Annotated in this window: 6 protein-coding genes; 5 read left to right on the top strand and 1 reads right to left on the bottom strand. The window is 36.6% G+C overall.

From position 1 onward, the window contains the following. Together F3G70_RS09225 and F3G70_RS09220 are read left to right on the top strand one after the other, a co-directional pair. Nucleotides 1-7722, top strand: a 7722-nt coding sequence (locus F3G70_RS09225) for a non-ribosomal peptide synthetase (protein WP_149732416.1), incomplete at its 5' end; no start/stop codon positions are given. 11 nt (nucleotides 7723-7733) lie between these two features. Then, entirely contained in the window at nucleotides 7734-9413 is a 1680-nt protein-coding gene (locus tag F3G70_RS09220) for an MATE family efflux transporter (protein ID WP_149732415.1), read from the top strand. 197 nt (nucleotides 9414-9610) lie between these two features. Here the strand turns inward: F3G70_RS09220 and F3G70_RS09215 are convergent, their stop codons facing one another. Beyond that, nucleotides 9611-11011 (bottom strand): MFS transporter, encoded by a 1401-nt coding sequence (locus tag F3G70_RS09215; RefSeq protein ID WP_149732414.1) that lies wholly within the window; start codon nucleotides 11009-11011, stop codon nucleotides 9611-9613. 163 nt (nucleotides 11012-11174) lie between these two features. On the opposite strand from F3G70_RS09215, the gene F3G70_RS09210 reads away from it, so the two are divergent. From F3G70_RS09210 to F3G70_RS09200, 3 genes are all read left to right on the top strand, one after another. Then, entirely contained in the window at nucleotides 11175-14438 is a 3264-nt protein-coding gene (locus tag F3G70_RS09210; RefSeq protein WP_149732413.1) for a C1 family peptidase, read from the top strand. Nucleotides 14439-14552: 114 nt separating this feature from the next. After that, nucleotides 14553-17870 (top strand): C1 family peptidase, encoded by a 3318-nt coding sequence (locus F3G70_RS09205; RefSeq protein ID WP_149732412.1) that lies wholly within the window; start codon nucleotides 14553-14555, stop codon nucleotides 17868-17870. A 113-nt stretch (nucleotides 17871-17983) separates the two neighbouring features. Further along, on the top strand, nucleotides 17984-21295 hold the full coding sequence (locus tag F3G70_RS09200; RefSeq protein WP_149732411.1) for a C1 family peptidase: 3312 nt from the start codon (nucleotides 17984-17986) through the stop codon (nucleotides 21293-21295). Nucleotides 21296-21430: the final 135 nt, after the last annotated feature.

The following is a 21430-nucleotide window of genomic DNA, read 5'->3' as shown; positions in this document are numbered from 1 at the left end:
AACATTAACAGATACCCTTCAGTAAAACAGGCAGTTGTTGTAATCAAGGAAATCAACAACAACGACCACCTATGTGCATATTATACTGCAGATGAGAAAGTTGATGTAAGTGAATTAAAAGTGTTCCTTAAAGACAAGTTAACCAAATATATGGTTCCTACTGCATACATGCAGCTTGATGAGATGCCGCAAACGCCAAACGGTAAAACAGACATAAAAGCACTACCTCAACCAAATCTTGACTTGGAAAATATAAAAGCAGAAAACGAACTGGAAGAAAAACTCTTTGATATCGCAGCAGAACTTGTAAATACTGACCAGTTCGGAGTGACCGATGACTTATATGCAATAGGATTCACGTCATTGATATTGATGAAATTCAACTCATTAATTTATGCGGAAATGGGAGTAAACCTTGATATTACAATATTGTTCAATGACCCAACTATCAGGAAACTGGCATCAGAAATTGAAAGCAGTGATAAAGATTCTGATTTGGCAGAAATTTTGGAATTGGCAAAAGAGATGGAATACCTGCCGTTGACAGATAACCAAATCGGTGTATACTATGAATGTATGCAAAGTCCGGGGGAAATCAAATACACAATGCCGACTACCATGAGATTAGGCAGTGATGTCGATGCGGAAAAATTAAAAGAAGCAGTAATCAAAACAATAGAAGCTCATCCATATCTCAAAACAAGAATTGTCATTGATGACGAAGGAGAGCTGAAGCAGAAAAGATGTGATGATGTAGAAATTGATGAAATCGAAATTGCTGAAGTGGATTCAATCACTGATGAAGAGATGCTTGAAAATGATGTCAAAGCATTTTCCTTTGACGACGAACAGTTATTCAGAGTTAAAATATATAAAACGCCTGATGAAACAGTCCTATTCACAGATTTCCACCACATAATTACAGACGGTGTATCTCAAATTAATTTCTTCGACGATATTGCCAATATTTATGAAGGAAACGAAATTAACGAAGAAATCGTTGACGGTTATGTATATAGCCTTATCGAAGACAATCTTAAAAATAGCGATGCCTACCAAAAAGCTAAAGAATTCTTCGATGAAAAACTCACACAAGAAATTGAATCTACTGTGTTAACCCCTAATCTCAAAGGCAATCCTGATGATGGCAAACTAAAAACTGCATATAAAACAATTGACTCTAAAGAAATTAAAGAGTTCTGTAATCGATATTCATTTGGTCAAAATTCACTATTCCTATCCTGCCTTGTATTGACATTGAACAAATACACATTCAGCAACAAAACATTAATTACAAGTATATTTAATGGAAGATCCAATCCATACTACTATGACACTCAAGGATTTTTAGTAAAAACACTCCCATTAATATTCAGCAACGAAAACAGGCAAATAACAATTAAAGAATTTATCAACAGTGTTGATGAAGTATGGAAAGATACCATGACCAATAGTATTTACCCATACACAAACATTGCGGAGGAATATCAATTAAATCCTGAATTCTTCTTCACATATCAGGAATTCATCGATTCAGAACCTCGTATGATAAATGGAACTGTTTATGAAGAAAGTGAATTGGAATCAGATGACTTAAATACGACTGAATACAAGATTAACTTTGATATATTTGTTTTAGGGGATAAAATAGACCTTGTAATCCAGTACAATGATGAATTATACACTCAGGATTACATTGAAACATTTATAGAATCAATGGTCAATGTATTAAATCAATTCATCGAAAGCGACATTAATGAATTGATGATTTGTGATGTTGAACTTGAAACCGGTAATGAATTGCCTACTTTTGTCCCTCTTGAAAATCCATTTGTCCACAAGCGTTTTGAATCACAAGTGGAAAGCAAGCCTGATGAAATTGCATTGGTTTCAAACAATGTGGAGTACAGTTACAGGGAATTGAATGAATTAAGTAATAGAATTGCTAATGGATTAATCAAGCGCGGTGTCGAACCAAGACATAATATTTTAATCATGCTTCCAAGGACCAAAGATTTGATTGCATCAATTATGGGTGTTTTAAAGGCAGGATGCGGATTTATCCCTATTGATATGGAATACCCTAAAGAAAGGATAGAATACATTTATGAAAACAGTCAGGCAGACTATATCATAGCAAATGAAACTCAGGACAATTCATTGGATATTAAAGAATTGATTGAAGAGGATAATATTGAAAATCCGGATGTTGAAATATCATCTGACGATACTGCATACATGATTTACACTTCAGGATCCACAGGAAAACCTAAGGGCGTAATGATAGGCCATGAAAATGCTTGTAACGAAACCGAAGCTAATCCTAAATGTGAATATGACAACCTGTTAAGTATTGCAACAATTGCATTCGATACCTCTCTTGAAGATATTTTAACCGGCCTTACCAATGGAATGAAAATCATCTTTGCAAACGATTCAGAAATCAAGAATATCGTCGATTTAATCGACCTGATTAGAAAGGAAAAACCTCAAGTCATGGAATTCACTCCATCAAGGTTGCTGTCATATCTGGAAGTTGATGAGTTCTGTGAAGTAATTGACTGTGCTGAATGTATCGTAATGGGTGGAGAACAATTCTCAGCCAAGGCATTCAACGGAGTTAAGGAGTTCACTGATGCAAAAGTATACAACAGTTACGGACCGACCGAAGCAACAATAGCTTCCAACTATAAGGAAATAACTGACCCTAATGTCATAACTATCGGTAAGGCTTTGCAAAACTACATAACTGAAGTTAGGGACATTGATGGAAAATTACTGCCTAAAGGCGTAATGGGGGAGCTGTACATCGGAGGTACAGGTGTAGGTAAAGGATACTACAACATGCCGGACAAAACCGAAGAAGTATACCTTACAATCAACAACATCCCATACTACAGAAGTGGTGACTATGCAATAGAACTTCCTGACGGAGACATTGACATTAAGGGAAGAATCGACAACCAAATCAAGTTAAGAGGATTAAGAATTGAAATCGGTGAAATAGAATCCAACATTGCAAGATTCCCTAACATTAAAAATACTGTTGTTGCAATCAAAAAAATAAATAATAGTGATCATTTATGCGCTTACTTCACTGCTGAGGCGGACATTGACATTAATCTTTTAAAACGTTACCTGCAAAGCAAGCTGACTAAATATATGGTTCCAACAGTCTTCATGCAAATTGATGAGATTCCTCAAACCCCTAACGGAAAAACTGATATGAAGGCATTGCCTGACCCTTCATTAGCACTTGATTTCGTTGAACCCGAAACAAAAACCGAGAAAAAGATATTCGGTATGGTTTCATCACTTTCAAGCGCTGAGGAATTTGGTATTACTGATGATTTATACTCTTTAGGATTCACATCATTGACACTGATGAAACTGAATTCAATGATTTACAATGAGACTGGCGTAAACATTGAAATAACAGATCTGTTCAACAATCCAACAATTCAAAGTCTTGCCGATAAGGTAGATAACAATATAGGTGCACAAATTGATATTCCTGAAATCATTAAGAGTGCACAAACAATGGACCTTTTCCCATTGACATCCAATCAGTTAGGTATCTACTATGAATGTGCGCAGACTGATGAAATCAAGTACACAATGCCTTCTGCAATACGCTTTGCCAGTTCTGTTGATCCGTTAAAACTTAAACAGGCCATTATTGATACTATTGAAGCACATCCATATCTTAAAACAAGAATTATTACAACTCCTGAAGGGGAATTGAGACAGAAAAGATGTGACGATGCAGAAATTGATGATATTGAAATTGTAGAAATTGATTCAATCACCAACAGGGAAATGATGGACCATGATATCAAATACATTCCATTGGACGACAACCAACTGTTCAGATTCAAAATCTATAAGACTCCTGAAGAGACTGTACTGTTCTCCGATATCCACCATATAATTACGGATGGGGTTTCAATGGACCTTCTCTTTGATGACATTCTCAGCATTTACAGTGGTGAAGAAGTCAGTGAAGAGATTGTTGACGGATACGCTTACAGCTTAATTGAGCAGGAACTAAGTGAAAACGAAGTTTCAAAAGAATACTATAAAAACAGGTTTGGCCAAGGATTCGAGTCCACAGTATTAACTCCAAACCTCAATGGAAATCCTGATGAAGGTAAAATCAAGCTCATTGAGGAAATGATTGATTCCTCCTTCGTAAGGCTATTCTGTAAGGACCATTCCATAAGTCCAAACGTACTGTTCATGAGTGCTACAGTCCTTGCCCTGAACAAGTTCACGTTCTCGGATAAGGCATTGATAACAACAATCTTCAACGGCAGGTCAAACTCCAACTACTTCAATACTCAGGGTATGCTGGTAAAAACACTCCCTATAATGGTCGGAAGCGAAAATAGGGATATGATGGTTCAAGATTTCATCAAAATTGTTGACAAATCATGGAAAGATGCACTGGTTCACAGTAATTATCCATACACAACCCTTTCCGAAGAATATCAATTAAAACCTGAATTCTTCTATGCTTACCACGGAGCGTTTGAAACAGATAATCTGGAAATGGATGGAAACACATATGCCATGGAAGAGCTTGACGGTACTGTGGCAACAGACTATAAGATTAACATTGATATTTACGATGACGGTGATGAGATTTCAATGTTCATTGAGTATAATGACCAAATTTATACCAAAGAGTATGTGACAGATTTCCTAAAGGCAATCAAATACATTTTGGTTCAGTTCTTTGTAAACGACATGGACAAATTAAGAATCAATGAAATTGAGCTTGCACCAAACTTCCTGTTGCCTGAATTTGAAGAGTTGGACAACCCGTTCCTGCATAAACGTTTCGAAGCGCAAGTGGCTGAAAAGCCTGATGAAATTGCACTTGTTGCCAGTGATGAAACACTGACCTACAGGGAACTTGATGAAAAGGCAAACCGCATCGCCAATGCATTGATTAAAAAAGGTGTCAAGCCAAGAAGCAATATTTTGATTATGCTCCCTCGTGACAGCACCTTGATTGCTTCAATTATCGGTGTATTAAAAGCAGGTTGTGCATTCATACCTCTCGATTTAAAGTTCCCTAAAGAAAGAATTGACTACATCTATGAAAACAGTCAAGCAGATTACATAATTAATGTAGATGGCCTTGCACTTAATTCACTATCCATTAAAGAATTGCTTGAAGAAAACAGCGTTGCTACTCCGAATGTGGATATTTCACCGGATGACTTAGCATACATGATTTACACATCAGGATCAACAGGAAATCCAAAAGGAGTAATGATAAGTCATGAAAATGTATGTAACCAGGTTGAAGCAAACCCTAAATGCGAATACAATAACTTATTGAGCATTGCAACAGTTGCATTCGATACGGCTCTCGAAGATATCCTGACGGGAATTACCAACGGAATCAAAATCATATTTGCAAACGACGATGAAATAAAAAGCATCGTGGAATTAATCAGATTAATCAAACGTGAACAGCCGGAAGTAATGGAATTCACTCCATCAAGACTATTGTCCTATCTTGAATTTGAAGAGTTCTGTGATGCAATAGGCTGCGCAAAATGTATCGTCATGGGAGGAGAACAGTTCTCGGCCAAAGCATTCAACGAAGTTAAAAAATACTGTGATGCTGCAGTCTACAACAGTTATGGACCGACTGAAGCGACAATCGCTTCTAACTATAAGGAAATAACCGACCCTGAAAACATTACAATCGGAAAAGCCCTTAAAAACTATGTGACTGAAGTAAGAGACCTTGACGGAAAACTCCTGCCAAAAGGCGTTATGGGAGAACTCTACATCGGAGGTACTGGCGTAGGTAAAGGATACTACAACATGCCGGACAAAACCCGAGAAGTATATATGACAATCGATAATATCCCATACTATAAAAGCGGAGATTATGCAATAGAGCTTCCTGATGGTGACATTGACATCAAGGGAAGAATCGACAACCAAATCAAACTCAGAGGACTAAGAATAGAAATCGGAGAAATCGAATCAAACATATCCAATTTCCCTAACATTAAGCAGAATGTTGTAGTAATCAAGGAAATCAGAAATAACGAACACTTATGCGCTTACTTCACAGCAGAAGATAAAATCAACAAGGATGAGCTTAAAGCCTACTTGAATGAAAGACTTACACAATACATGGTTCCGACAGTCTTTATGCAGATTGAAGAGATGCCACAGACTCCTAACGGAAAAACTGATGTGAAAGCATTGCCTGAGCCTAAACTGGAATTGACATATGTGGCTCCTAAAAACAAGCTTGAACAAACAATCTGTGCAATATACTCATCTATCCTGGATATAGAAGTAGTTGGTGCTGAGGACAACTTCTTTGAAATAGGTGGGACATCACTTATCGCATCCAAACTTATCATTGAGCTTCTTAAAAACGATTATGATGTAAAATACGATGATATATTTAGAAACCAAACTCCAAGAAAACTTGCGAATTTCCTGTCCGGTGATGAAATGGATGATGATTTGGATGTGGGCATCATTGAAAACTACGACTACAGCAAAATCAACAAGCTTCTTGAGAAAAATACCTTTGAAAACTTTGCCAAAGGCAAAAACATTGAATTGGGCAATGTATTGCTGACTGGAGTTACCGGTTTCTTGGGAGTTCATGTGTTATACGAATACATTAAAAATGAAGAGGGAAACATTTACTGTATGCTGAGAAAAGGTAAGTTCAACACCTGTGAAGAACGATTCATTGACCTGATGAGTTATTATTATGATGAAGACTTCACAGACCTCATCGGATCACGCATATTCTTAAGTGAAGGAGACATAACCAACTTGGATGACTTCAAAAAGCTAGATGATTGTCCTATTGACACAATAATCAACTGTGCAGCTATTGTAAAACACTACACTCACGATGATTATATATTCAGGGTTAATGTTGACGGAGTAATCAATGGACTCGAATTTGCAGATGCAAACAACATTGCCTATGTTCAGATATCAACCACAAGTGTTTTGGATGAATTCACAGAAGATACGGACATTTCAGATGTCTGCTGTGATGAAAGAACACTATACTGGGGACAAGACCTCTCCAACAAATACCTGAACAGTAAGTTCCTTGCTGAAAGAATGGTGCTTGAAAAGGCACTAAATGGCCTTAATGTGAAAATCATCAGGGTAGGAAACCTCATGGCGCGTCAATCTGACGGAACATTCCAGAAAAACTTTGATACCAATGCTTTCCTAAACGGTATTAAAGCCATTAAAAATTTGAAGGCAACTATTCCTGAAATATCTGAAGAGGTTGTTGAATTGAGCCCAATAGATTATGTGGCAAAGGCAACTCTTGAACTTGCAAAAACACCAAAAGAGTGCACAGTATTCCATGCGGTCAGTGACAAATGGATTCCTACAAGTGATATAATTGAGGTTCTCAATTCATTTGGATTCGGCATTGAGGAAGTTACCCCTGAAGAATTTAGAAAAATCTATGAACAGAACATGGACGAAAACATTCAGGGAATCATTACGGCTGATTTGACCATTGAAGATTTCACTGAAACTGACGATGAAGGTGAACCTGTTGAAAGTGATGATGGTGAACTTGTAATGATGGACCAGACTGTTGAAATCCTCAAATCAATAGGATTCACATGGCCGGAATGTGATAAATATTATCTTACAAGATTTATAAAACATTTAATAGAAGTAAAATATTTTGATTAAGGAGAATTAAGATGAATTTTAAAATTGCGGACAGTAAATTTAAAGAATTATTAATACCTAGCCTGCTTCTAGTCATGGCTTTGAACTTAAGTTCTGTTGTTGATAGCTTTTTTGTAGGTTCATTTATTGGTCCGGATGCAGTTGCTGCAGTTGAACTTTTAGAACCTATAATTTTATTAATGACTGTTTTTGAATGGTTATTTGGACTTGGAGGGCAAATTATTTCCATAAATAAAAAATCTGAATTTGATATTGATGGGAGTAACCGCTACTTTACAGCATCAATGGTCGTGTCATTTCTTGCGTCACTGGTAATGGCTATTGTATGCTTGTTCTTTATGGATCCTCTGGCTACACTTTTAGGCTCTTCACATGCTACAAAACCTCTTGTAATGCAATATTCAACATTTTTGTATGGATGTTTTGTCGTGTCTACAATAGCTTCAGTGCTTACACAGTATATTCGTGTTGACGACCAGCCCAACTTTGCATCACTGGTTATCATTGTAGCTAATGTGATTAATATCATCTTGGATTATGTCTTTCTGTCCTCAGGCATGGGTATGGCTTCCGCATCACTCGCATCATTTATAGGATATACACTTAGCCTAGTATTATGTTTATGGTATATCCGCAACCCAAAAAGAACATTCAGATTTGTTCGATCAGCACTTGAAATTAAAACTTTCCTTAAAACAACATGGAAAATGACCAAGGTAGGTTTTCCGGGTGCAAGTATGGGTATCTTTGATGTTATATTCGTCTATATAATGAACAGGTTCCTGGGTTTAACATTAGGAGATATAGGGCTGACTACTTACATGGTGTGTATGGACATATTGGTAATCGGAAGTATTGTTGATGTTGGAATTTCAGAAACATTGACATCAATAGTTCCAGTATATTATGCAAAACATGATTATCTTAATTTGAAACATTTGATTAGGATTTCACTTTTAATTACAGTAATCTGTGCAATAGTATTGACTGTATTCATATGGGTCTGGCCTGAAGGATTCCTGGCACTTTACGGATTCAACCAAATGGAAATTGCCGATTTCGTAATAAATGCAGTTAAATTATATTCACTCTTCTTTATAATATCCGTACTTCCTTGCCTTCTTATATTCTACTATGAAGCCATTGAAAGGTCCGCCCTTTCAACAGTTCTTTCCGTGCTTTACACACTTGCACTTCCATTGGTTTGTGTAATCGGATTATACAATCTTATTGGTTCAAACGGAATATGGTTAGGATTTCCTGTGTCATGTTTGCTCACAGTGATTATCATTTACCTCAGCGTTAAGGTTATTCAGAAAAGAGAACCGAAATACAGTGGATTATTCTTCATAGAAAAGGACTTGATCGATAAAACTAGAAACTTTGTCTTGACGGACAATGATTTAAATGCAAGAGAAGAATGTTTAAATCATTTGAAAAATCTAAAGACAAATGATGAATTCTGTGAAAATGTCAACAAGATTTTTGACGTGATTTTTGATACCAATCCTCACGGCACATATGTGGAAGTGCTTGTCATAGACTATGATGACAACGTCCATGTTGATATCAAATACGATGGCGAACATGAAAACCTTGAACATCTGAAGCATAACTTCCCGGAAGGCCTTTTCAAGTATGCGGAAGTTTTAGGATTCAATACCATTGAATATGTTATGGATAAAATCTAATTTGTATTAAAAGAGAATTCTGAGATTATCAATCTCAGAATTAAAGTCTTCTGCAGTTTCAGGATTGTCCTAATCATTAAGGGTTTTTGCCCTTACACTTCTTTAATTTTTTTTATTTTTGCTTTTTTTGGCACTGATTTAGTATTGATGTTGTCGGTTTACGGGATTGGTGACATTTAATGATGAACTGTCAGAGTTCAGGCACTTGTATTTTTATTTTCAATTTTCTCCTTATCGTCAATATAAAGGATAGTCAAAATAAGCATTACAACATGCAAAACAAGCATAATCAGTGAAGTCTGGTTGAATGCAACAACCGAAGCGGTATTGTGTTCTATGGCTCCTCCTGCCAAAATTGCCACTATAACAACCACGATTGATGAGCCGATTGCCGCAAAAATCTGTCTTAATGTATTGTTTACTGCGGTTCCGTCCTCGACCTTGTCGGATACCATGGTCAATGTCCATGTCGTTGCAGGCATCAGGGCCAGTCCGGTACCGATATAACGGATTGACTGGGTTATCGCCATGAATTCAAAGGAGGAATCCTGGGTATAGAACATCATGCATGCAAATCCAATTATGGAAACAACGCATCCCATAATCAGAACCTTTTTGATTCCAATCCTATTTGTAAGCAATGGGCCGATAATATTGAAGACAATTATCAGCAATCCGCCCGGAAGCATCACGGAAGCGGAAATGATTGCGGAATTGTAGGCTACGCCCTGAATGAATATCGGGATAAGTGCGGTGCATCCGTTCAGGCATGCAAAAAGAATGCAGATAAATGTTGTTCCCACCATGAAATACTTGTTTTTAAGTATGGGCAGGTTAATCAGAGGTTTTTCCAGTTTTGGCTGGCGCTTTACAAACAAAATCAAAGATATGATTCCAATGATTATCGGCAATATTACCAGATAATGGGTAAATCCGTAATCCGCAACATTTGTAAAGCCAAGCATTACTCCTGCACATCCGATAATCGACAGTATGACGGACAGATAGTCCAGAGGATAATCTTCGGTTGGAGTATCGTCCTTTACAAGGAATATGCCTAAAACCAGAAGGATTGTCGTGGCAACAGTGAAAAATGAAAACAGTTCTCTCCAGCCGTATAATGTTATGACAAAGCCTCCGATGAAGGAGCCGATGACCGGAGCTATTGCAATAACCAAACCGTATAATCCCATATAAGTCTGCCATTTCTCTTCAGGAATACTTCTCAGGAGCAAAATCTGGACATAAGGCATTATAATGCCGTTTCCAATTCCCTGAAGAATCCTGCCGATAATCAGCACGATTAAGGAAGTTGAAAAATAGCATATGACAGATCCCAAAAGAAATATGATTAACGAAAAGAAGAATATTGTTCTTGCGGTGAATCGGCGTGATATATATGCGCTTAAGGGTATCATGACTCCTACAACAAGCAGGAATACTGAATAGGACCACTGTGCCTGTGTTGATGAGACGGAAAAGTCACTCATCAGGTAAACGACACCGGTTGTAATAATCGCTTGAGCTATGGTTACCAGGCTTGCAGCTATAATGAACAGAACCAAAAGCTGCATGCGGCTGTTTGATTTGACATTCATCTTTTCACGGAAATTTTGTTATGATTGCATATATGTAATGGATATTATTTATAGTTTTTTTTTAAAAGAAACTCTATTCAGTTGGTATCGTTTTTAAAAGCCTTGAAAATAAGTATAAATACTTAAATAGTGATTTTTTACATAAATTTATATTGTGATAATTATGAAGGTCTTAAAGATTATGATTGTCATGCTTGTTTTAATCATGTCGGTGGGGGCAGTCTGCGCAGCAGACGACATTTCCGATGAGATTATAAGTGATGACAGTCAAGATACTTTGGAAATTATGCAAGATGATGTTTATACGACTGGGGAAGGTTCATTCAGTAGTTTGGCTGATGAAATAGAAAATGCAGGCACGACTTTGGATCTAGCCAAGGACTATGTATTTAATAATGAAAGCGATTATGAACTTACTGAGGGGATTGTAATAAACAAAACAGATTTTACCATAAACGGTAATGATTACACTATTGACGGAAATAATATGGCTAGAATCTTTAATATCCTGGGTGGAGACAACATTACGATTTCAAATCTCAATTTTGTAAATGCTAAAGGCAAATTTGGTGGAGCTATCAGTTCAGTACCCTCAATTACCTTAATTAACGTGACATTTAAGGAAAATCGTGCTGTAGTTGGAGCTGCAGTTTTTTCAACCCAAAATGCCATGTTTGATAATGTAACATTCGCAAACAATACTGCTGCGCGTGGAGGAGCAATATATAGTGAAGACGGTTGCTTTGATGTAATTAATTGTCAGTTCGATAACAATACCGCTACCTGGGGAGGAAGTATTTACTGCAAAAATGAAACAAGAGTCAGCAATTCCGTTTTTAGAAATTCAAAATCATCATATGGTGCTGCAATATATGCTGAAAAAATGTTTTCCGTTAAAAATTCAACTTTTGAAAATCTTTATGCAAATGAAACTGCAGGTGCAATAGGAATTAAAGGATTTGATTATGTAGAAATTGACGGCTGTACCTTTACAAATACCAAATCACGCAAAAATGCCGGTGCAGTATTTATAGATATTGGCCTTAAAGAAACCGGAAACTCAAGCATTACCAATTCAAAATTTATAGGCTCAAGCGGCGATTACGGCGGAGCATTGGTTCAATTGGGCGGTAAAATATTTATCGGAGGATGTGAATTTACAAATAACTTCGCCATATATGACGGAGGAGCAATATACCTCTCATATCTAACTGCAGTTATCAATAATACATCAGTCAATGGAAATAAACTGGGTTATGAGGATATAAGCTGCGGAGGTGGAATATATTGTGACGTTTTCAATATAACCATAGAAAACTCCAACTTTACAGATAATGCAATTCAGGCAGTCTATGCATATGACACAGAATTAAACATGAATAATATAATATTTTCGAATAATGGAGAAGCGGTTCATGGAGTTTTCCTCATTTATGATTTAAAAAATATTAATCCTGGAAATGATACCTTAATTTTAAATGACACGAATTATGATAGTAATTTCCATGAAATAGCTAAAAATATTGTGCTTATAAACAATGTAATTAATGTAGCAGCTCTTCCATCAAGATACGACTCACGCGATTGGGGATGGGTTTCATCAGTTAAAGACCAGGGAGACATGGGTTCCTGCTGGACATTCGGTACCTGCGGCGCCCTGGAATCCGCATTATTGAAGGCAACCGGAATTGAATATGACTTTTCAGAAAATAACATGCAAAACAGCATGCTGCAATATTCAAAATACGGTATTAAAGGAGAAGAGGAAGGCGGAGCCAGAGAACAGGGTCTTGAATATGTTCTCAGTTGGTTTGGAGTTATGCCAAGCGAATTTGATACCTATGATCAGTTAGGAAAATTATCTCCATTAATAACTTCAAATGATAAAATCCACATTTTCGATGCGGCTTTTGCAAATCCTCGTAAAAACGCAACGGATAATGATATGCTTAAAAAATTAATACTTATGTGCGGATCAGTTACAACCGGTTATTATAATAATGATTCCTGCTTGAATGAAGAAACATTCGCATATTACCAGACCGCTAAAAACCGCACTAATCATGCAATAAGCCTTGTCGGATGGGATGATAACTATCCTGCTTCAAACTTCCTGCAAACCCCTCCGGGAAATGGAGCTTTCATCCTTAAAAACAGCTGGGGAACCAACTTCGGAGAAAACGGATACATGTACATATCCTACTATGACACAAGCCTTTTAAACACCAGCTTTGCAATAGGATTCATTATTGGAAATACTGAAAACTACACTACAAACTACCAGACAGACCTGGGCGGACATTTAGAACATGTAAATGGCAATGGAAGCATTATAAGCTATAAGAATACTTATGAATCATGCGGTATACAATCAATAAGTGCAATAGGAAGTTACTTTGACGTAAACGAAAACTACACAATTGAAATCTATGTGAATGGTGAATTAAAACATAATCAAAGTGGAATTTCACCGTATACGGGTTACCATACCATTAAGTTAACAACAGAAATTCCAATAACGACTGAAGATGTCTTCACCGCACTGATGAAAAAAGAATCAGTTTATTTATTAACCGATTCAAGACAAATCTATAAAGAAAATATGACTTTCATTGACTTTGGTAACGGATGGAAAGACTTGTCTTTGGACAATAAAACAATCTCCTTAAAAGTCTATGCTAAAGACTTGGCTATTTACACCGAAGATTTGGTTAAAATCTATAAAAACGATTCCAAATTTGAAGCAAATATTGGCGTTGCTAACGAAACTGTAACCTTTGAAATCAATGGCGGAAGCTATAACAGAACCAGTGATGAAAACGGAACTGCCAGAATAGCCATTAACTTAAATCCGGGTAACTACACAATCAAAACCACGTTCAACGCCACAACAGTTGAAAATAGCATTACAGTATTGCCAACGTTAATTGCCGATAATCTGGTTAAATACTTCAGAAACGCATCTCAGTTCTACATTACATTAATCGACGGTGAAGGTAATCCTGTAGCAGGACAAAACATTACCATGAACATCAACGGTGTGTTCTACAATAGGCTAACCAATGAAAACGGTACTGCCCGCTTGAACATCAACCTGAACCCTGGAGAATACATCCTGACAGCTATTGATCCGTTAACTGGTCTTCAGATGTCCTATAATATCACGGTTTTATCCATATTGGAAGCTGACGATTTGGAAATGAAATATAAGGACGGCTCAACATTTAATGTTACTGTCTTCGATGGTCAAGGCAATCCGTTGGCTGGAGTTTCAGTAACTTTCAACATTAACGGAGTGTTCTACAATCGCACAACAGATTCTGCAGGAATTGCCAGGTTAAACATCAACCTGATGGCCGGCGAGTACATCATAACTTCAGAGTATGATAACTTGAAAATTTCAAACACAATAACTATTAAGGATTAATTAATTTAATCCTTTTAATTCTTTTTTTAATAACTTGACACACCATTAACCGCCGAAATCCAAATATAAATACTTAAATAGTGATTTTTTACATAAATTTATATTGTGATAATTATGAAGGTCTTAAAGATTATGATTGTCATGCTTGTTTTAATCATGTCGGTGGGGGCAGTCTGCGCAGCAGACGACATTTCCGATGAGATTATAAGTGATGACGGTCAGGAAGACATGTATATGGTGGATGAAGCTTCATTCACTGATTTGACTGATGAGATAAACAATACGGGCACGACTTTGGATTTAACCAGGGACTATGCCTTCAACAATGAAACAGACAACAAAATTGGAATCAGCATAATCAAGGATAATTTTGTCCTTAACGGTAATGGCCACATAGTTGATGGGAAAAACATGTCAAGATTATTCGCAATTGGTGGAAACAACGTCACATTAAGCAACTTAATCTTAATAAACGGTAATGCGGATAATGGTGGGGCAGTATTCACAGAAGGAATCGTAACACTTAACAACGTAACTTTCATCAACAACTACGCAAGCACACGGGGAGGAGCTGTAGGATTTTTCACTGATTTGCTCGTAAACATTAACAATTCAAAATTCATTGATAATTCTGGCGGTTCAGGTCAATCAATATATGTTGATGGCGGTAACTTAAACATTTACAATACGGAGTTTACTTCAAATCTACATTCTAAAGATGGACAAGTCATTTTAAAAAATGCTATAGGTTATATGGATAACGTTACCTTTGCAAATATCGTATCTGATTATGTTCCGGCAATACGACTTGAAAAATCAAAAGCCCTTACGGTACTTAATTCCAAATTCGTTAATTTAACCGCCAACATCACTGCAGGTGCGTTTGCCATTAAAAGCGGTGGTGTAATATACATCGGGAATTGTGAATTCACAAATACCACTTCTTCTAAAAATGCAGGTGCAATCCTTGCAGACATTACTGGAGATAATGGCCTCTTCCCGGGTAATGTAACAATAGTCGACACAGTATTCAGGGACACTTCTTCAGGATTCGGTGGAGCATTCATTCAATTTGGCGGTGAACTCCTAATAAACAACACGGAGTTTATAAACAATCATGCTACATATAATGGCGGTTCAGTTTATATTTCATATGTTGATTATGCTGAAGTCAATGACTGTAATTTTACCTCAAACAACGTTGACATAATTGAAAACTATCCTACCTATGGTGGAGCAATGGTCATTGATATGAGTGTCATAACTATAAACAACTCCAGATTCGTCAATAATACTGCAAGTGAAGGAAATGCAATCTATGCTTATGATGCATCATATGCGATTAAAAATTCACTATTTGAAAATAATTCAAATGCTATTTACACCTTTTTCGATAAGGAATCTGTTTTAGAAAACAATACATTCATTAATGACAACATCTCAACCAACAATACATTCTATGCAACAATCCAGGTTGGAGAAGGTATGCAGTTAACATTGCTTAACAATACGATTTCTGTTGATACTCTTCCAAAAAGATTTGATTTGCGTGATTGGGGATGGGTTTCACCTATCAGAAATCAAGGATGGATGGGTGCCTGCTGGACATTCGGAATGACCGGCACTTTAGAATCCGCATTATTGAAAGCAACAGGCATTGCAGCCGACCTTTCAGAAAACAACATGCAGGATTCCATGTTAAGATATTCAAGATATGGAATAAATTCAATGCTTGAAGGTGGAGGTAACCTCGCTTCTGTAGGTTATCTGTTGAGCTGGTTTGGAGCATTCATACAGGATGCGGATACTTATGATGAGCTTGGAAAACTTTCTCCACAGATTACAACCAATCAGGATATTCATGTTCAGGATGTGATGTTTACACCTAACAATGAAATACCAAAAGGCACACAGCTCAAATTGGCAATCCTGAAATACGGTTCCATAGACGTATCATATAATGGACAATCCACCTATAATGAAGTGACTCCTTATTATAATCCGGAAACTTATGCACAGTATGTTAATGACAGTTCCATTCAACCTAACCATGCGGTTTCAATTGTCGGATGGGATGACAATTTCCCAAAAGAAAAGTTCGGAATTACGCCTCCTGGTGACGGCGCATGGATTGTTAAGAACAGCTGGGGTCCTGACTTTGGAGAAAATGGATTCTTATATGTTTCATATTATGATCAAACGCTCTTAAAATCCCTCAATGTAATAAGTTATGCCACATCAATAATAATTGAAAATACTGTGCCGTACAATAAGAACTATCAATATGATATGTTTTGGGGAACTGATTTCGTAGGTAATGGAACTGTAAGATATATGAATGTATTTGAAGCATTGGGAACTGATGCGATTGCTGCTGTCGGAACATACTTCAACCAAAGCGGTATCAATTACACTGTTGAAATTTATGTAAATGACGTGTTAAAATTGACTCAGGACGGAGTATCTCCATATTACGGTTTCCACACAATCAAATTGGATAATTACGTCCCAATTAAAGAGGGAGATGTTTTTAAAGCCGTAATAACATCAAACAGTATGCCAAGAGTCGAATTGAAGGATGCTAGAGTACATTATACTGAAAATATCTCATTCATATCCTTCGACGGAGAAACCTGGGAAGACGCTTATAATTTGGGTTATATTGCATGTCTAAAAGTCTACACTGTTGCTTTACCGATTTACACCGAAGATTTGGTCAAAATCTATAAAAACGATTCCAAATTTGAGGCCAATATCGGAGTTGCAAACGAAACAGTCACATTTGAAATCAATGGCGGAAGCTATAACAGAACCAGTGATGAAAACGGAACTGCCAGAATAGCTATTAACTTAAATCCTGGCAATTACACGATAAAAACTACATTCAACGGCACGACAGTTGAAAACTCCATAACAGTATTGCCAACATTAATTGCCGATAATCTGGTTAAATACTTCAGGAACGCCTCCCAGTTCTACATTACATTAATCGATGGTCAAGGTAATCCTGTAGCCGGCAAGAACATTACCATGAACATTAATGGTGTGTTCTATAATCGCGTGACCAATGAAAACGGTACTGCAAGGTTAAACATTAACTTAAACCCTGGCGAGTACATCCTGACTGCTTTAGATCCTTTAACCGGTCTTCAGATGTCTTATAACATTACTGTTTTATCCACATTGGAAGCTGAGGATTTGGAAATGAAGTATAAAGACGGCTCAACATTCAACGTAACTGTTCTGGATGGTCAGGGCAATCCATTGGCTGGAGTTTCAGTAACTTTCAACATCAACGGGGTCTTCTACAACCGTACAACAGATTCCAATGGAATAGCCAGATTAAACATCAATTTGATGGCTGGCGAGTACATCATTACTTCCGAGTATGATGACTTAAGAATTTCAAATACCATAATTATTAAGGATTAATTAATTTAATCCTTTTAATTCTTTTTTTAATAACTTGACACTCCATTACCGCTGAAATCCAAATATAAATACTTAAATACTGATTTTTTACATAAATTTATATTGTGATAATTATGAAGGTCTTAAAGATTATGATTGTCATGCTTGTTTTAATCATGTCGGTGGGGGCTGTTTGTGCAGCAGACGACATTTCCGATGAGATTATAAGTGATGACGGTCAGGAAGACATGTATATGGTGGATGAAGCCTCATTCACAGATTTGACTGATGAAATAAATAATACTGGCACGACTTTGGATTTAACCAGGGACTATGCCTTCAACAATGCAACTGATGACAGTAGCGGTATTGTTATTGCTAAGGATAATTTTGTCCTTAACGGTAACGGCCGCACAATTGACGGAAACAACCAATCAAGACTATTCGCCATTAGTGGAAATAATATAACATTAAATGATTTAATTTTAATCAACGGTAATTACAGGAATTGTGCTGGAATACGTGCTGGTGGAACACTAACATTAAATAATGTTACTTTCATTAACAATCATGCAGACAATCAAGGAGGAGCTATAGGAATAGATGGTGGAATCCTTATTTGTAACAATACTCGATTTATTGATAGTTATGCTGAAGATGGACCATCCATCCTTGTTATGGATAGTGAACTGAAACTTTATAATTCATACATAACCTCAAAAGAATTGGTTAAAATTTCCCAAATTTACCTTACTCCGGGCACTGAAGCGTATATAGAAAACACTACTTTTGCCAATATTACTTCATCTTATGCGCCGGCAATATATATTACATCTTCTAAAGCTTCAATAATCAATTCTAAATTCATGGATTTAAAAGCTGATATTACTGCAGGGGCAATTGCCACTAAAGAGGGTGGAGAACTATATATTGAAAATTGTGAATTCGAAAATGTTACTTCTTCTAAAAATGGAGGTGCCATTTTTGCTGATGTTGCTGGAGCGAAAGGCACTGCCGGTAATGTGACCATAATTGGTACCAAATTTAAGGACACCTATTCTGGATTTGGCGGAGCATATGTCCAATTGGGCGGAGATTTCGTGTTAAAGAATACGGAATTCATAAACTCTCATGCTGAATATGACGGAGGTGCAGTTTATATTTCATATACAAATGCCGAAATCGATAATTGTACCTTTGATTCAAATGGCGTCAGCGTTATTGAAGGATATCCGACACATGGCGGTGCAATATACTGTGATATGGGCACACTAAATATAAATGATTCTAAATTTTTTAATAATGTTGCAAGTGCAGGAAGCGCAATATATGCATACGATACATCATACAGCATCAAAAATTCAATATTTGAAAACAATACAAACCCAATCTACACTGTTTTCGATAAAGAATCTGTTTTAGAAAACAATACCTGTTTTAATGACGATAATGTCTCAACAAACAACACATATTATGAAACAATAATGATTGGACAAGGCATGCAATTGGTATTGCTTAACAATACTATCAATACCACTATCATTCCAGATAAATTTGATTTACGTGATTACGGATGGGTTTCATCCGTTAAAAATCAAGCAGGAATGGGTGCATGCTGGACATTCGGAATGACCGGTACCCTGGAATCAGCATTGCTTAAAGCTGCAAACATCACAACTGATTTTTCAGAAAACAACATGCAGAATACCATGCTGAAATATTCAATTTATGGATGCTCTTTGATAATGGAAGGTGGAATGAACTGTATTTCCACAGGTTATTTGCTGAGCTGGCTTGGAGCATTCACGCAGGATGCGGATATCTATGATGAAATGGGAAAACTCTCACCTGTAATCACAACCCTGAATGATATCCATGTTCAGGATGTGATGTTTACACCTAACAATGAAATACCAAATGGCACGCAGCTCAAATTGGCAATCATGAAATACGGTTCCATAGACGTGGGCTTTTTCGGGCAAGCCACAACTAATGAGGTAAATCCTTATTATAATCCTGAAACCTATGCACATTATGTTAATGAATCTATAGAACCAAGTCATGCGGTTTCAATTATAGGATGGGACGATAATTTTAATGCAAGCAACTTCTTAATCACACCTCCTGGCGACGGTGCATGGATTGTCAAAAACAGTTACGGTACCAACTGGGGAGACAATGGATTTTTCTACATTTCATATTATGATAAGACATTACTGAACTCTAAAGACGTGTCAAATTATGCTACTTCGATAATAATTGAAAATACCGAACCATACAATAAAAACTACCAATATAATCTTATATGGGGAGGCGATTTTAAATCAGGCAATCAAAATGTAAGTTATAAGAGTGAATTTGAAGCATTGGATGATGATTTGATCGCAGCTGTCGGAACATACTTTGATAAGGAAGGCATGAATTATACGGTCGAGATTTATGTAAATGACGAATTAAAATTGACTCAAACTGGAGTGTCACCATACTTCGGTTACCGCACAATCAAGTTAAATGAATACATACCAATCAAGAAAGGAGATGTTTTCAAAGCAGTAATAACTTCAAATGCTGCACCAACCGTTAACTTAACATATGTCAGGTCACATTATGCTCAAAATGTCTCATTCATATCCTTCGACGGAAAAAACTGGGAAGATACCTATGATTTAGGTTATATTGCATGTTTAAAAGTTTACACTGTTGCTTTACCTATTTACACCCAAGATTTGGTTAAAATCTATAAAAATGATTCCAAATTTGAGGCAGATATCGGTGTTGCTAATGAAACTGTAATCTTTGAAATCAATGGCGGAAATTACACTAGAGTTAGTGATGAAAATGGAACTGCTTCCATAGCTATTAACTTAGAACCTGGCAACTACACCATTAAAACAACATTCAACGGCACAACAGTTGAAAATACCATTACAGTATTGCCAACATTAATTGCTGAAAACCTGGTTAAATACTTTAAAAATGAATCACAGTTCTATATTTCATTAATTAATGGTGAAAGTATTCCTGTAGCAGGACAAAACATTACCATGAACATCAACGGTGTGTTCTATAATCGTGTAACCAATGAAAACGGTACTGCTCGTTTGAACATCAACTTGAACCCTGGTGAGTACATTTTGACTGCTATTGATCCGTTGACTGGCCTTCAGATGTCCTATAACATAACTGTTTTATCCACATTGGAAGCTGAGGATTTGGAAATGAAATATAAAGACGGCTCAACATTCAACGTAACCGTTCTGGATGGTCAAGGAAATCCATTGGCTGGAGTTTCAGTAACCTTCAACATCAACGGGGTCTTCTACAACCGCACAACCGATTCTGCAGGAATTGCCAGATTAAACATCAACCTGATGGTCGGCGAATATATCATCACTTCAGAGTATGATAACTTGAAAATTTCAAATACAATAACTATTAAGGATTAATTTATTTAATCCTTTTAATTCTTTTTTTTAATAACTTGACACTCCATTAACCGCTGAAATCCAAATATAAATACTTAAATAGTGATTTTTTACATAAATTTATATTGTGATAATTATGAAGGTCTTAAAGATTAT

The organism is Methanobrevibacter millerae, from assembly GCF_900103415.1.
Lineage (GTDB): Archaea > Methanobacteriota > Methanobacteria > Methanobacteriales > Methanobacteriaceae > Methanocatella > Methanocatella millerae.
Note: the sequence above shows the minus strand (reverse complement) of the source record. Positions and strands in the feature narration are given on the sequence as shown.